Here is a 15,319-nt window from a genome sequence, read left to right as displayed (position 1 = left end):
TCGTTCTTCCGCCCGGGGGTCCCCTGTGGGACCTGCCGGGCTTATTTTTTTCAGGGCCCGTCGGGCTCCCTGCTTTGGGAACTCTCGTGACCGACCTTCATCAAGACGTGAGGCGACATCTGGCGGAGTCCAAGCACCCGCTCGGCGTCAAGGAACTGCTCCGGCTTACCCACCTGCACCCCGGTCAGCAGACGCAGCTCAAGCGCACGCTCCGGGAAATGGTCCGGCGAGGCGAGCTCATCAGGGAGGGCAAGCGCTTCAGCCTGCAGGGCAGGCGGCCAGCCTCCCATGAGGGCAATGGAAACGGTGGGGAGCAGGCTCCCGGTGGGGGGCGCGACCGCGAGCGGGGGGGAAAATTCGACGAGCGCCGGGCGGGTGGTCCTCGGGAGGAGGCCCGGCCCGCGCCCGATGCTCGTGATGCACGCTTCGCCCCCCAGGGACGTTTCTCGCGGGGGGACCGGCCCGAGCCTCGGGGCCGTTTCGTGCGCGAAGGCCGAATGGAGCCCCGCGGCCCGCGCGGTCGCCTCGAGGAGCTCGGCGCCGAGCCCCGGAATCGTTTCGCCCGACAGGAGCGGCCCTCGGGTAGCCGTTTCGACACCCGGAAGCAGGCGGGTCGCCCCGAGCCCCGCGGACGCTTCGCGCGGGACGAGCGCCGGCCCGACACCCGCGGTCGTTTCGAGCAGGATCGCCGCCCCGGTCGTGGAGGCGGAGGACGCGCCTTCCGCGAGGAGCGTTTCGAGCCGCGAGGCCGTGGTGGACGCGGCGGGGGAGAGGGTCTGGAGACCTCCACCGTGGAGGGGATCCTCCACGTGCACCGCGACGGCTACGGCTTCGTCCACCCCAGCTCGGGTCAGGGCGACAACATCTTCCTTCCGCCTCAGGAGGCCGCGCGGGCCCTCGACAATGATCGTGTGATCGTGGAGGCCTGGGGCCGCCCCGGACGCATGGAGGGCCGTCTCCTCCAGGTGGTCGGCCGCACCCGGCAGCTCGCCGTCGGCACCTACGTGGATCGAGGCCGGCGCCATGCGCTGGTGATCCCCTACGACAAGAACCTGCAGATCCAGGGCAACATCCGCGTCCCGCCCACCCAGATGGCGCGAGACGGGGACGTGGTGAAGGTGCGCCTGGGCATCGGCGCGGAGCTGCTGGAGCCCGGCGAGGGCCTCTTCGGCGAGGTGGCCGGCTCGCTCGGCAAGCCCGGGGACCCGAGCACCGAGGTGCTCTCCATCGCCTACTCGCAGGGCTTCTCCGACGAGTTCCCTCCCGAGGTCATGGACGAGGCCGACCGCATCCGTCCGGTGGTCACCGAGGAGGAGGCTCGCGGCGAGGAGCGGCGGGATCTGCGGCAGATGGCGCTCGTCACCATCGACGGCGAGGACGCCCGCGACTTCGACGACGCCGTCTACGCCGAGCCCCACCCGCAGGGGTGGCGGCTCGTGGTGGCCATCGCCGACGTGACGCACTACGTGCGAGAGGGCACCGCGCTCGACGCCGAGGCCCTGCGCCGCGCCACCTCCGTGTATCTGCCGGACCGCGTGCTGCCCATGCTCCCCGAGCGGCTCAGCAACGGCATCTGCTCGCTGCGCCCCGAGGAGGACCGGCTGTGCATGGTCGCCGACATGGTGCTCGACAGGAGCGGGCGGCTCGTGTCCAGCGAGCTGTACCCGGGCGTCATGCGCAGCCACGCCCGCTGCACCTACAACGAGGTGCAGGACGTGCTCGACGGCAAGGACGTCCCCCATCGCAACGCCTTCAAGCCCCACTTCGAGCGGCTCATGGAGCTGGCCCGCGTGCTGATGCGGATGCGCAAGGAGCGCGGCGCCATCGACTTCAACCTGCCCGAGCACAAGGTGGTGATGGGCGAGGACGGCCTGCCCGCTCGCATGGAGCGCCGCGAGCGCAAGGACAGCCACCGGCTCATCGAGGAGTGCATGCTCGCCGCCAACGAGGCGGTGGCGAAGTTCTTCGCCGACCAGGGCCTGCCCAGCGTCTACCGCTACCACGGTGAGCCCGACGAGGAGAAGCTGGCCGTCTTCGCCCAGCTCGCCCAGGCCTATGGCTTCCGCCTCCAGGCCGAGGAGCTCTCCTCGAAGGAACTCAATGCCTTCATGGCCCAGCTCCAGGGCCACCCCGAGGAGCGCGCCCTCAACCAGCTCCTGCTGCGCTCGATGATGCAGGCCGTCTACACGGCCTCGGACATCGGCCACTATGGACTGGCCGCCGAGTACTACCTCCACTTCACCTCGCCCATCCGCCGCTACCCGGACCTGCTCGTCCACCGGCTCCTGAAGGCGCACTGGTCCCGTGGCGGTCAGGAACGCTCGCCCGCCCAGCTCGAGCGCGAGGAGCAGCTGCTGGAGGACATGGCCTCCCAGAGCTCCGAGCGCGAGCGCGCCGCCATGCAGGTGGAGCGCGAGGTCGTCTCCTACTACGCCGCCCTGATGATGAAGGACCGCCTCGGCGAGGAGTTCGCCGCCACCGTGGCCGGCATCGTCGAGTTCGGCTTCTTCGTGGAGCTCGACGACGTGCACGTCGAGGGGCTCGTCCGCGCGGACTCGCTCGGGTTCGGGGCCCGCTTCGACAAGACCCTGCACGCCCTCACGCTGCCGGGCGGCTTCCGCGTCCGCGTCGGACAGAAGGCCCGGGTGCGGCTCGTCAACGTGAACCTGGCCCTGCGGCGCATCGAGTTCGAGGCCCTGGAGGTCGCAGGCAGGGCCGTGAAGGCCCTCGAGGCCGTGGAGCGCCAGGAGCAGAAGGTGCAGAAGCACCTGGCCCGCGAGGAGAGGAAGCAGGCCGCCCGTGCCGCGAGGGAGAAGGAGCGGAGGGAGCGCTGGGGTCGTCCCGAGCGGGTCGTTGGAGAGCACGGGCTCTCGATGGCCGAGGCCGAGGCGCTGCGGGCCGCCGAGGCCGCTGCCGTGGAGCAGGCTCCGGCCGAGCAGGTGGCGACAGCGGAAGTGGCTCCGCCCACCGTGGAGCGCCAGACCGAGTCCGTCGAGATCGTCGAGCGGATCATTCCGACGGCGCCCGCGGGCTTCGATCGCATCCGCGCCCTGGCCGCGCTGGACGCGCGCGAAGGGGGCGAGGCGACCGGGGAGGCGGTTCAGGCCGTGCCTCCCAAGCGGCGCAGGAAGGCCGCCGCCGCGGTCGAGGAGAAGCCGGCTCGTGCGAAGAAGCGGGCCGCCGCCGGGGCTCGGAAGAAGGCTGCGCCTCGCGCCGCCGCGAAGAAGGCCGCCGCGCGGGGGACGGGTGCGAAGAAGACGGCTCCCGTCGCGAAGAAGGCCGCCGCGAAGAAGCCGGCTCGTGCCACGAAGAAGACGGCTCGGGTCGCGGCCGCCAAGAAGGCTCCCACCGCGAAGAAGACGACGCGGGCCTCGGCCGCCAAGCGTGCCTCGGCTCCGAAGTCCCGTGCTTCGACCGCCAAGGCGAAGAAGACCGCTCCCGCTCGGAAGGCGAAGAAGCGCTAGGGGACGCAGTCTCGAGGCTCCGTGGATGTCCCCTCTCCCACTGGGAGAGGGGGCCTCCAGCCTCGTTGTTGCTTCAGGCTCGTGCGCCGGTGTGGCTCAGGCGCGCAGCGCCACGACCGTCACGCCGTCTCCGCCCTCGTGGTTCTCTCCCGGGCGGAACATCCGGATGTATGGCGAGGCCGCCAGGTAGTCGCGGATGGCCTGCCGCAGCGCTCCCGTCCCGTGCCCGTGGATGATCAGCGCCGACTCCTCGCCGCTCCTCATGCCCCGGTCCAGGAAGGACTCCAGCTCCGTCAGCGCCTCCTCGGCCCTCATGCCTCGCACGTCGCAGCGGTAGTTCGTCGCCTCCACCGCCTCCGGTGCCGCCGCCTTCGCGCGTTGGATCTGCTGCGCCTGCTTGTTGCGCTCCGGGAACTTCGTCTCCTTCGGCTTCGCCGTCCTCGTCCCCGACAGCTCCGACACCGGCACGCGCATCTTCATGATGCCCGCCGCCACCAGCGCCTGATCCCCGTGCAGCTCCAGGATCTCCACGTCCTTGTTCAATCCCGAGTGCCGCACCCACGCCCCCACTCGCAGCTCCGCGGGCGCTGGCGCCTCCACCTGGAACAGCTCCGCGCGTGCCGCCTTCGCCCGCTGGTTCGCCTCCTCCATCCGCTGCAACAGCTGCGAACGCGCCTCCGACGCCGCCTTCTCGTTCGCCTGCGCCCTCAGCGTCTTCAGCAGCTCCTGCACCTCCGACGCCGCCTGCTCGCTCGCCGCCGCCACCTCCTCGTTGAAGCGCATCAGCCGCGCCTTGCGCTCGCGCTCGAACTGCTGCTTCTGCTCCTCCAGCGTCTTGCGCAGCCGCTCGGCCTCCTCCGCCTCCGCCTTCGCCCGCTCCAGCTCGTCCTGAAGCTTGCGCCGGTCCTCCTCCGCCGCCGCCAGCGCCTTCGCCAGCGCGCCACCCGCGTTCATCGCCAGGTCCCGCGCTCGCGTGCAGATGTGCTCCGGCAGCCCCATCCGCGACGCCACCTCGATGGCCGACGACGCACCCGCCGCGCCCAGCTGCAGCTTGTACGTGGGCGCCATCTTCTTCGCATCGAAGCCCACCCGCGCGTTCAGGAACCGCGGATCCAGGTGCGCCAGCGCCTTCAGCTCCTCCAGGTGCGTGGTCACCAGCACCACCGCGCCCTTGGTGAGCAGCTCCTCCAGCACCGCGATGGCGATGGCCGCGCCCTCGCGGGGATCCGTGTCCGCGGCGATCTCGTCGATGAGCACCAGCGAGTTCTTCCCCACCGACAGGGAGATGTCCCGCAGCATCACCACGTGCGCGCTGAACGTGGACAGGCCCTGCGACAGGTCCTGCGCGTCACCCACCGTGGAGTGCACCGAGCGGTACAGCGGCATCCGCGAGCCCTCGCCCGCCGGAATGGGCAGGCCCGCTCGCAACATCAGCGCGCACAGGCCCACCGCCGTCAGCGTCACCGTCTTGCCGCCCGCGTTCGGACCGGACACCACCAGCGCCCGCGCCTCGCCCTTCATCTCCACGTCGTTGGGCACCACCTCGGTGTCCCTCAGCACCAGCCGCGGGTGCCGCAGCCGCACCAGCGACAGGCCCTCCACCCCGATGAACTCGGGGGCGTAGGCCCTCAGGTCGCCCGCCAGCACCGCCGCCGCCTCCGCCTCGTCCAGCTCCGCCACCGCGGCGATGCCCTCGAGCACCTTCGCCGCCTCGCGCCCGAGCTGGTTCGTCAGCTCCTGGAGGATCCGCCGCTCCTCCTCCGTCACCACCGACTGGGCGATGGCCAGGTCGTTGCCCATGCCCACCAGGCCCTCGGGCTCCACGAACAGCGTCTGCCCCGTCTGGCTCGCGTTGTGGACGATGCCCGGCACCTCGCCCCGGTAGTTGGACACCACGGGCACCACGTACCGGCCATTGCGGATGGTGTAGTAGTTTTCCCGTAGCTTCGGCAGGAAGTTCTCGTCGTGGAGCAGCTCCTCCAGCCGGCCCTTGATGCGCCGGTGAAGTCCGCGCACCCGGTCCCTCGCCTCGCGCAGCTCCGGACTCGCCCGGTCCGAAATCTCTCCGTCCGCCTCGAAGCTCCGATCGATGCGCACCGCCAGCTGCTCCAGCATTGGCAGCCGCCGGGAGATGGCCGCCAGCCGGGGCACCACGTGCTGCCGCTCCTCGAGCGCCTCGCGGGTACGGACGAAGGCGAACAGCAGCTGCGCCGACGCGATGAGCTGCCGGGGCTCCAACAGGCCCCCCTTGGACGCCAGCTCCAGCGCGGCGCGCAGATCCGTCACCCCTCCGAGGGGCAGGGAAAATTGCTCCTGGGCCAGCCGCCGCGCCTCGGCGACGAGCGCCAGGGCCTCCGCTACCTGTTCCTCACCCTCGAGGAACGGCCGGGCGAGCGCACGCTCCCTCCCGGGTTCGGTCCGACAACGGTGGGCCAGCGCACGGAGCACATCCGCGAATCCAAGGTCCTCGAGCGTTCTCTGAGCAATCTGCACGGTCATGGGTTTCATGCGCGGCCGGGCGGCCGTCAAGAGGAAGTAGGGTTGTGACAGCGGGTATCGCTCTGCTATCAGCCCGCCATGCTCTGGCTTCTGGTAGCGGGCACGCTCGCGGCGGCCATGGACGCACCCGTCCCGGGGGATCTGACATCGGCCCTGGCTCGGGAGGCGTCGGGTGATACCTCCGGGGCCCTGGTATCCGTCGAGGCCGTGGTCCAGGCCTGGCCCAACCAGGCCCTTCCCCGGGTGGAAGCGGCCCGTCTCCTGCTGAAGCTCGGGGAGAACCTGGACCGAGCCGAAGCCCACCTGGAGGTGGCCGCCGCCGTGGCACCCGAGAACCCCCGGGTCCACTACCTGCGTGGGCTGTTGTGGGAGGAGCGCGGCCAGCTCCTGCGCGCGGCCCGTTCCTATGAACAGGCCCTCTTCTATCGCGCGTCCTACGAGGATGCCCGATTCCGGGTCGCCGGCCTCTGGGCCTCCCTGGGCGACTGGCTCAAGGCCGAGATGCACTACCGCTTGCTCAGCCGCTCCCGCCCCGAGTGGGTACAGGTGCGTCTCCAGCTCATCCGGACCATCGAGGAGCAGGGCAGGGAGGCGGACGCGGAAAAGGAGTTGCTTCTCTTGAGAAGTGAGCAGCCGGGCAACGCCCTGGTCCTCCGCCGCCTGGCCGAGCTCTATGAGCGCACCGGCCGGCCCCAGCTGGCGGCGAAGGTGCGTGCGAGCCTGGAGCCGCCCGCTCCCCCCAAGAAGATGCGGCCCCTGCGCCCGTCGCGTCGGTAGGGAACCTTTCGTTCCCTGTCTCGTTGCGTCGCAGGCTCCACTGCATACACTGCGCCCGCCTTGAAGACCGCCAACCTCGCCATTGTGTTCACCGACATCAAGGGCTTCACCGAGCGCACCAGCCGGCAAACCCTCGAGGAGAACCAGCGCCTGCTCAAGGTGCACCATGATCTCCTCGCCCCGGTCTTCAAGGCCTTCGGCGGACGCATCATCAAGTCCATCGGCGACGCCTTCCTCGTGACCTTCGAGTCGCCCACCCAGGCCGTCCTCAGCGGCATGGCCATCCAGGACCGGCTCTGGAGCTACAACCGCGGCGCCTCGGATGCCGAGCGGCTGGACGTACGCGTGGCCATCAACGTGGGCGAGGTGCGGCTGGAGTCCAACGACGTCTTCGGCGAGCCCGTCAACATCGCCTCGCGCGTGGAGTCCATCGCCGAGGCCGGCGAGGTCTTCTTCACCGAGGCCGTCTACCTGGCCATGAACAAGGCGGAAGTGCCCTCGCTGGAAGTGGGCGCCTTCGAGCTCAAGGGCATCCCCGGGAAGATCCGCGTCTTCCGCGTGCCCCGCGCGCCCTACCGCGTGGAGACGCCCTCCGTGGTGCACGTGTCGTCCGGGGCCGGGGCGCCGCTCGAGAACGAGCAGCCGCCCTTCGGGAACCTGGCGCTCTCGCGCGTTCCCTCGCTCCAGCTCACGCCGGGGACGGACCTGGCGGCCACCGCGGCCGCCGTCGGCGGGCAGATCGTGGCGCGCACCCGCACGGCCATCCTGGCGGTGAAGACCCATCAGCGCCTGTCGCCCACCTCGAGGAAGGTGGCGGTGGGCGGTGGCGCGCTGGTGCTGTTGCTGCTCGGGGTGGGCTTCGTCGTGCTGCGCGACAGTCCCGCCGAGGCCGCCATCAAGGAGGTGGCGAAGGCCACCAGCACCAGCGAGAAGCTCAAGCTGGCGGAGCGCGCCCGGAATCTCATCTCCGTGGAGAAGGACTCCCCGGGCAAGCGGGCCTGGCTGCTGGGGCGGCTGGACGAGGCGCTGGACGCCCCCAACCGGGCGGTGGAGCTCTACCGTTCCGCGGTGAAGGCCGGCAACGACGACGCCGGGGACCGGCTCGCGGAGCTGTTGAAGCACCCGGAGTGCCGTGTGCGCGCCAATGCCGCGGACGCGCTGGGCGATCTCAAGAGGGTGTCCGCGCGCGGCGCGCTGGAGGATCTGGCCGAGGAGGGTGGACCGGGCGAGGAATCCGGGGGCCTCTTCCAGCTCGGATGCAATTCGCGCAAGGCGGCGCAGAAGGCGCTGGAGCGGCTCGGACGCTGAAGAACGTGGGGGATGTCATGACACGGGTGAAGACGGGACTGGATGTCTGGGTGGAGCAGGGCTTCGCGCCACTGAAGGGCAAGCGGGTAGGGGCCATCGTCAATCCCACCAGCGTGGACTCGAGCTTCCGCCACCTGGCGGATCTGCTGATGCAGGCGCCCGGGGTGAAGCTGGCGGCCCTCTTCGGCCCCGAGCACGGCGTGCGCGGCGAGGCCCAGTACATGGTCGCCGTGGGTGATGCGAGGGATCGGCGCACCGGCGTCCCCGTGCACAGCCTCTACGGCTCCACCTTCGAGTCGCTCTCGCCCCGCCCCGAGTGGTTGGAGGGCCTGGACGCGCTCGTCTTCGACATCCAGGACGTGGGCAGCCGCTACTACACCTACGTCTACACCATGGCCCTGGCCATGAAGGCCGCCGGCAAGGCGGGGATCCCCTTCTACGTGCTGGACCGGCCCAACCCGCTCAACGGCGTCGCCATCGAGGGCAACCTCGTGGGGGAGCGCTACCGCTCCTTCGTGGGCCTGTATCCCATCCCCAACCGGCACGGCATGACGGCCGGCGAGCTGGCCCGCCTCTTCAACGACGAGCAGGGCTTCGGGTGCGACCTGACCGTCGTGCCCATGGAGGGCTGGCGCCGCGAGTTCTTCTGGTCCGACACCGGGCTGCCCTTCATCTCGCCCTCGCCCAACATGCCCACCCCGGATACCGCGCTCGTCTACCCGGGCATGTGCCAGGGCGAGGGCACCAACGTCTCCGAGGGCCGGGGCACCTGCCGTCCCTTCGAGCAGTTCGGTGCTCCCTGGGTGGACTCGGACGCGCTGATCGCCCGCCTGGAGCGCGAGAAGCTTCCCGGGGTCCGCTTCCGCGCCGTGGGATTCACTCCCACCTTCGACAAGTACAAGGGTGTGTCCTGCAACGGAGCCTTCATCCACGTCACCGACCGCGAGTCCTTCCTCCCCCTGCGGACGGGCATCGCCATCTTCCAGGCCCTGTACGAGCTGGGGAAGGAGGGCGGGTTCGCCTGGCGTGAGGACGCCTACGAGTTCGTGGACGACGTGCCCGCCTTCGATCTGCTCTGCGGCACGGATCAGGTCCGCAAGGGAATCGAGGCCGGCTGGTCGCTGGACCGTCTACTAGAAGGCTTCGAGACGCAGGCGCGGGACTTCGCCAAGCGGAGGGAGCGTCATCTGCTGTACGCTCGAGGGTCGTGAGCCAAGACGTCATCGGTATCCTGTCCGACAGCCATGGAGATCTGGCCGCCTTCGACGCGGCCTATGAGCTGCTGCGGGGAAAGGGTGCCCAGCGGTTCATCTTCCTGGGGGGCCGCTACTCCGACCTGGACGAGTGGATCCTCGACCGGCGGGAGCGCAGCCGGGGGGGCCGGGAGTACTCGGGGGCGGACTTCATCGAGGACGTGGCCCGCTGGCTGGCCGTCACCGAGCAGAAGCCGCGTCCGCGCTCGCTGTCCATCCCGGATGACGTGCTCAAGGAGCTCGAGGGAGATCCCATGCTCGTGCGCGAGCACTTCCTGCGCACGCCGGAGCGGGACTCCATCCAGTACAGGGACCCGAGCATCCCCCGGAAGGTGCTGGACATGGTGGGCGAGTCGCTCGTGTGCCTCGTCCACGACAAGAACGATCTGACCCGGGACGACCTGGTCAACGCGCTCCTCTTCATCCACGGCAAGGAGTCCGAGCCGAAGCTGGTGCAGATCGGCCCGCGCTACTTCATGTCCCCGGGCCGGCTGGCCGGAGCCGCGGAGCAGACGTGTGCCCTGCTGGAGCGTGAGGACAGGGATCTGCGCTTCTCCGCCTTCCGGCTGGATGGGAAGACGGTCCTGGAGCCACAGACGCTGGCGGTGGATCGTCGCTCGAAGCTGTCCGTCAAGTGAGGCCCCCCTTGCAGGTCGCGCTCCTCGGAGGCTCGTTCAATCCGCCCCACGTGGGTCATCTGCTGGCCGCCCACTACGTGCGCGCCACCCAGGGCGTGGATGAGGTCTGGCTCATGCCCACGTTCCGCCACCCGTTCGGCAAGCGCTCGGAGGACTTCGAGCACCGCGTGAGCATGTGCGAGCGGATGTGCCAGGACGCGGCCGGCTGGATGAAGACCTCGCGGGTGGAGAGCGAGGTGGGCAAGGACGGGCGCACGGTGGACACGTTGGAGTTCCTCATCGCCCGGCACCCGGAGTCCCGCTTCTCGCTCATCATCGGCTCGGACATCCTCAAGGATCTGCCGCACTGGAAGGACTTCGACCGCATCCAGCGGATGGCGCGCGTGCTGGTGCTGTACCGCGCGGGCTACCCGGCCGAGGGGACCGTGGGGCCTCCGTTGGCGGAGGTGTCCTCCACGGAGATCCGCGAGCGTCTGAACCGGGGCGAGCAGCCCACGGACCTGGTGCCCGAGCGGGTGCTCGCCTACGCACGCGAGCACCACCTCTACGGCTTGTGAGCCGGGCGGATTCGGACGCCGTGTGGCGCCAGCGTCAGAGGTGGAAGTGCCCCGCCGCCTCTGGCTGATACGGCACCGCGACGATGCGGAGCGTCCGGGTACGTCCGCCCGGGAACGGCCACTCGATGGACTGGCCCACGGACAATCCGATGAGGGCGCTTCCGATGGGGGCGAGCACCGAGATGCGGCCTTCGTCGCTGCGTGCGTCCTGCGGGTAGCAGAGCGTGACCTCCCGGCGTGAGCCCGTCTCCTCGTCCTCGAAGACGACGGTGCTGTTCATCGTCACCACGTCCGCGGGGACCTCCTGGGCGCTCATGATCTCGGCCCGGGCCAGCTCCTGTTCCAGCATCTCGGCCAGTTCGGCGTTGCGCCCGTTGCCGTGCACATCGAGCACACGCTGGAGGCGCTCGAGGTCGGTCTCCGTGACGATGATGTGTCGCTCCTGGGTCATTCCAATGTTCCTCATGGGGCAGTGGCCGCGCTGCGGCGTGGGTGTGGGGTGAGGGGTGCGAGGCTGGGGCTGAAGCAAGCCGGGCGGCGGGCCAGGCGCTCGTGGAGCCGTATCCGTGTCAGCCCTCACGGGCCATCAGGACAGGGCCACCTGGGAACGGGCCTCTGGAGGAGAGGGGACGCCGCGCGCCGGGGTTCTAGGAACGGGGGCGGGCGGCGCGGGACTCAAGCCAGGCAGTTGCCCGGCCGTGGGCGAGCAGAACCCGGCGCACCACGGCCCAGCGCGTACCGGACTTCATCGGAGCTGGGCAAAGGGGCTTCATGAGTTCAGTCACCTGGGGCCCGCACGACGCTTCGTGCGTGCCGCGCACGAGTATAGGTGCCCGCCTGCTCGCGTAACAACCCCGAGGAGGCCTCGCGCAGGCGCTCGCCTCCGAGCGCCTGCCTCCCAGGCTGGTGTCAGCGGGGAGCGGCCAGGCGGACTTCGATTGACTCGAAGCGTCGCGGAAGGATTCTCTTTTTGCCAAGGAGTGTGGCGCTCCCCAGATTGCCTCTGGAGGAGCGCGACATGAACCCGCCCCAGACCGACTCTCCGACGGATTCTTCCCAGGCCCAGCCCTGGCATTCGCTGCCACCCGAGGCGGTCCTCGAGGCCGTCCAGACGAATCCCGAGGGCCTCTCCGACGCCGAGGCCCGTGTCCGGCTCGAACGCCACGGCCCCAACGTGCTGCAACGCGTCTCCGGCGAGAGCCCGCTCACGCTGCTGTGGCGCCAGATCAACAACCCCCTCATCTGGGTGCTGCTCGCCTCGGCCGGCCTGGCCATCGCCCTGGGCAAGGTGGCGGACGGGCTCATCGTGCTGGCCGTGGTGGTGCTCAACACGCTCATCGGCTTCGTGCAGGAGTTCCGCGCGGGCAAGGCCATCGAGGCCCTCACCCAGATGGTGCCGGAGAACGCCACCGTCCTGCGCGGGGGCCGCAAGGTGACGGTGCCCTCCGCCGAGCTCGTCCCCGGGGACGTGGTGCTGCTCGCCTCGGGGGACAAGGTACCCGCGGACGTGCGGTTGCTCGCCGAACGCAACCTCCAGGTGGAGGAAGCGGCGCTCACGGGTGAGTCCCTCCCCACGGAGAAGAACGTGGCCCCCGTCCCCGCGAGCGCGGGTGTCGGTGATCGCACGAGCATGGCCTTCGGTGGCACGCACGTCACCTATGGCACGGGCACCGCGGTGGTGGTGGCCACCGGCGGCGCCACCGAGCTCGGCCGCATCTCGCAACTGCTGAGCGAGGCGGTGGATCTGCAGACACCGCTGACGAAGGCGATCGGCGTCATCGGCCGCTATCTCACCATCGCCATCCTCGTCATCTCCGTCGTCCTCATGGGCGTGGGCCTGCTGCGCGGCTACGGCATCGCCGAGTCCCTCATGGCGGCGCTCACGCTGGCCGTGGCCGCCATCCCCGAGGGCCTGCCCGCCATCGTCACCATCGCCCTCGCCATCGGCGTGCAGTACATGGCCTCCCGCCGCGCCATCATCCGCAAGCTGCCCGCCGTGGAGACGCTGGGCAGCACCACCGTCATCTGCACCGACAAGACGGGCACGCTCACCCGCAACGAGATGACGGTCCAGGCACTGTGGACGCCCTCGGGGACCTATACCCTTTCGGGCGTGGGTTACGCGCCCCTGGGCGAGCTGCGCCGCGACGCGCAGAAGCTGGACTCCCCGCCCGAGGATGCCCGCGAGCTGCTCGTGGCCGGCGCGCTCTGCAATGACGCCTCGGTCCGCGAGAAGAATGGTGTCTCGGAGTTGACGGGCGATCCCACCGAGGGCGCGCTCCTCGTCGCCGCGGCCAAGGCCGGATTGAAGGTGGAGGAGCTACGCGCCCGCCACCCCCGCGTGGACGCCATCCCCTTCGAGTCCGAGAACCAGTTCATGGCCACCCTCAACGAGGACGGACAGGGGGGCCGCGAGCTCATCCTCAAGGGCGCTCCCGAGGTGGTGCTGCGCCGCTGTGTCCTTCACGACGGCATCGATGCCGACAAGGTGCTCGGCGAGGTGGAGCGTCTGGCCTCGCGTGGCATGCGCGTGCTGGCCGTGGCGAGCAAATCCCTTCCAGCCTCGCACGGCGCCCTGCGCAACGAGGACGCGGCCGGTGGCTTCCGCCTCCTGGGGCTCCAGGGGATGATCGACCCGCCTCGCGAGGAGGCCATCAACGCGGTGCGCGCCTGCCACACGGCGGGCATCACCGTGAAGATGATCACCGGCGACCACGCGAAGACGGCGGAGGCCATCGGCGCGCAGCTCGGCATCCTCGAGGGGCGCCGGGCGGTGACGGGCGCGGAGCTGGCGGCGCTGGACGACACACGGCTGCGCGAGGTGGCCATGTCCTCCAACGTGTTCGCCCGCGTGGCGCCCGAGCACAAGCTGCGTCTGGTGCGCGCCCTCCAGAAGGAGGGGCAGGTGGTGGCCATGACGGGGGATGGTGTCAACGACGCTCCCGCGCTCAAGCAGGCCAACATCGGCGTGGCCATGGGCATCACCGGCACGGCCGTGTCCAAGGAGTCCGCGGACATCATCCTCACGGACGACAACTTCGCCTCCATCGCCGCCGCGGTGGAGGAGGGGCGGCGCGTCTACGACAACCTCATCAAGTCGCTCGCCTTCGTGCTGCCCACCAACCTGGGGCTGGCCCTCATCCTCATCGTCGGCGTGGGCTTCTTCCCCATCCTGCGCGTCGCCGGTGAGCGCGAGCCGCTGCTGGCCATGCTCCCCACCCAGCTCCTGTGGATCAACCTGGTGGCCACGGTGGCGCTCGCGCTGCCATTGGCCTTCGAGGCCCGGGAGCCGAACTTGATGCAGCGGATGCCTCGTCACCCGGACGCGCCCGTGCTCAGTGGCTTCGTCGTCATGCGCACCGTGATGGTGGCGGTGCTGATGTGCGCTGGCGCCACCGGGCTCTTCCTCTGGGAGTACAACGCCGAGGTGGGGCGCCTCGGCCACGAGCTGGCCCTAAGCGAGGCGCAGACCATGGCCGTCACCACGGTCATCATGTTCCAGATCTTCTACCTGCTGAATTGCCGCTCCCTGCGCGACTCGTTCTTCCGCATCGGCGTCTTCAGCAACCCCTTCGTCTACCTGGGCATCGCGATGCTGGTGCTGCTGCAGCTCGGGTTCATCTACCTGCCCTTCATGCAGGCGGTGTTCAACACCGCGCCGCTGTCGCTCGAGGCGCTGGGGCTGTGCGCGCTGGTGGGGGCCATCGTCCTGCCCGTCATCAGCGTGGAGAAGTGGCTGCGCTCGCGGCGCGCCCAGGACGATCGGGGGGCCGGTACGCGGCACCCCCTGCGACTGCCACGGCGGGCGACGGCGGAGTAGGGACGGGGGCCGGCCTCACGCCCGGTGCTGGCCGAGCCACTCCACGAGGAGCCGGTTCACCTCGGCCGGCTTCTCCTGGTGCAGGAAATGCCCCGCGCCCTGGAGTCGCTCGATGCGCAGGCCCGCCGGGAAGTCCTCGGGCCGCATCAGATCGAACAGGCGCGTGTCGAGGCAGCCGTCCCGCGCGCCGGTGAGCGCGAGCGTGGGCACCCGGACGGGCGCCTGGAGCAGCCTGTGGGTCCGCCAGTTCGTGGGAGACCACATGGATTAGATGGCGCGGTAATAGCCGAGCGCCGCGGCCAGCACGCCCGGCTGCCGGAAGGTGCGCTTGAGCGCGATCATCTCCTCCTCGGGCCAGCGCCAGTCCGGGGACCAGTCGCGCCAGAGCTTCTCGATGAGCTGGAAGTCGTCCCATCGCACCGCGTAGTCCGACACCTTCCGCAGCAGGAAGAAGAACGTGTACCAGGAGTTGCGCAGCTGGACGGGCGTCCGCCGGTAGGCGTCGAGCGGGTTGTGCAGGTGGGGCACCGCCAGCGCGGAGAACGAGTGGAAGCGCTCCGGTGCCATCGCCGTGGCGATGTAGCCGATGACCGCGCCCCAGTCGTGCCCGATGAGGTGGACCTTGCGCTCGCCCAGGTGCGTCATCCACCCCAGCAGATCCTCCGCCAGACGCACCAGGTGGTAGTCACCGTCGTGCGGCTGGGAGGAGGGCTCGTAACCGCGGAGCGTTGGGGCGATGACGCGGTAGCCGGCCCTGGCCAGCGCGGGCATCTGTTCGCGGAAGGAGCGGGCGTGGTCGGGAAAGCCGTGCAGGCAGAAGACGAGCTCCGGCCCCTTTCCCATCTCCATGGCGGAGAACTTCAGCCCGTTGGCGTGAAGGGTCAGCCCCTTCATCGCGTGGTCGCGCGTACGGCCACGGCCCACCTCGCGAGTCTCTTCCGTGTGAAGCGTCTTCACCGTGATGTCCCCCCGTGGGATCGTTCCTTGACGCGGCAGGGTATGC

General features: G+C 70.0%; 11 protein-coding genes. 7 read left to right on the top strand and 4 right to left on the bottom strand.

What is annotated here, in order from left to right:
• The first annotated feature begins 107 nt into the window (after positions 1-107).
• Positions 108-3,464, top strand: a complete 3,357-nt coding sequence (rnr, locus tag JQX13_RS44670) for a ribonuclease R (RefSeq protein WP_239014230.1) — start codon at positions 108-110, stop codon at positions 3,462-3,464.
• 96 nt (positions 3,465-3,560) lie between these two features.
• Here the strand turns inward: rnr and JQX13_RS44665 are convergent, their stop codons facing one another.
• Positions 3,561-5,963 (bottom strand): endonuclease MutS2, encoded by a 2,403-nt coding sequence (locus tag JQX13_RS44665; protein ID WP_203412497.1) that lies wholly within the window; start codon positions 5,961-5,963, stop codon positions 3,561-3,563.
• A gap of 78 nt (positions 5,964-6,041) precedes the next feature.
• On the opposite strand from JQX13_RS44665, the gene JQX13_RS44660 reads away from it, so the two are divergent.
• From JQX13_RS44660 to nadD, 5 genes are read left to right on the top strand one after another with little or no spacing between them, the layout of a single operon-like run.
• A complete protein-coding gene (locus JQX13_RS44660; RefSeq protein WP_203405506.1) occupies positions 6,042-6,740 on the top strand; it encodes a tetratricopeptide repeat protein in 699 nt (232 codons plus the stop codon).
• 60 nt (positions 6,741-6,800) lie between these two features.
• The gene (locus JQX13_RS44655; protein ID WP_203405505.1) at positions 6,801-8,048 is read left to right on the top strand and encodes an adenylate/guanylate cyclase domain-containing protein; all 1,248 of its coding nucleotides are present in this window, start codon (positions 6,801-6,803) and stop codon (positions 8,046-8,048) included.
• Positions 8,049-8,065: 17 nt separating this feature from the next.
• On the top strand, positions 8,066-9,259 hold the full coding sequence (locus JQX13_RS44650) for an exo-beta-N-acetylmuramidase NamZ family protein (RefSeq protein ID WP_203405504.1): 1,194 nt from the start codon (positions 8,066-8,068) through the stop codon (positions 9,257-9,259).
• The gene (locus tag JQX13_RS44645) at positions 9,256-9,939 is read left to right on the top strand and encodes a hypothetical protein (RefSeq protein ID WP_203405503.1); all 684 of its coding nucleotides are present in this window, start codon (positions 9,256-9,258) and stop codon (positions 9,937-9,939) included. The genes JQX13_RS44650 and JQX13_RS44645 overlap by 4 nt, the downstream gene beginning before the upstream one ends.
• On the top strand, positions 9,936-10,496 hold the full coding sequence (gene nadD, locus JQX13_RS44640; RefSeq protein WP_203405502.1) for a nicotinate (nicotinamide) nucleotide adenylyltransferase: 561 nt from the start codon (positions 9,936-9,938) through the stop codon (positions 10,494-10,496). The genes JQX13_RS44645 and nadD overlap by 4 nt, the downstream gene beginning before the upstream one ends.
• A 34-nt stretch (positions 10,497-10,530) precedes the next feature.
• Here nadD and rnk read toward each other — a convergent pair whose 3' ends face one another.
• Complete coding sequence (gene rnk, locus JQX13_RS44635) at positions 10,531-10,947, bottom strand: nucleoside diphosphate kinase regulator (RefSeq protein ID WP_203405501.1); 417 nt, start codon at positions 10,945-10,947, stop codon at positions 10,531-10,533.
• Positions 10,948-11,514: 567 nt separating this feature from the next.
• On the opposite strand from rnk, the gene JQX13_RS44630 reads away from it, so the two are divergent.
• The gene (locus JQX13_RS44630) at positions 11,515-14,316 is read left to right on the top strand and encodes a cation-translocating P-type ATPase (RefSeq protein WP_203405500.1); all 2,802 of its coding nucleotides are present in this window, start codon (positions 11,515-11,517) and stop codon (positions 14,314-14,316) included.
• 15 nt (positions 14,317-14,331) lie between these two features.
• Here the strand turns inward: JQX13_RS44630 and JQX13_RS44625 are convergent, their stop codons facing one another.
• Both JQX13_RS44625 and JQX13_RS44620 read right to left on the bottom strand, forming a co-directional pair.
• On the bottom strand, positions 14,332-14,580 hold the full coding sequence (locus JQX13_RS44625; protein WP_203405499.1) for an alpha/beta fold hydrolase: 249 nt from the start codon (positions 14,578-14,580) through the stop codon (positions 14,332-14,334).
• Positions 14,581-14,583: 3 nt separating this feature from the next.
• Positions 14,584-15,273, bottom strand: coding sequence for an alpha/beta fold hydrolase (locus tag JQX13_RS44620; protein WP_203405498.1), 690 nt, complete (start codon positions 15,271-15,273; stop codon positions 14,584-14,586).
• Positions 15,274-15,319: the final 46 nt, after the last annotated feature.

The sequence above is a fragment of the Archangium violaceum genome, from assembly GCF_016859125.1.
Taxonomy (GTDB): domain Bacteria; phylum Myxococcota; class Myxococcia; order Myxococcales; family Myxococcaceae; genus Archangium; species Archangium violaceum_A.
The sequence above is the reverse complement of the archived record's forward strand: the minus strand, read 5'-3'. Positions and strand labels throughout refer to the sequence as shown.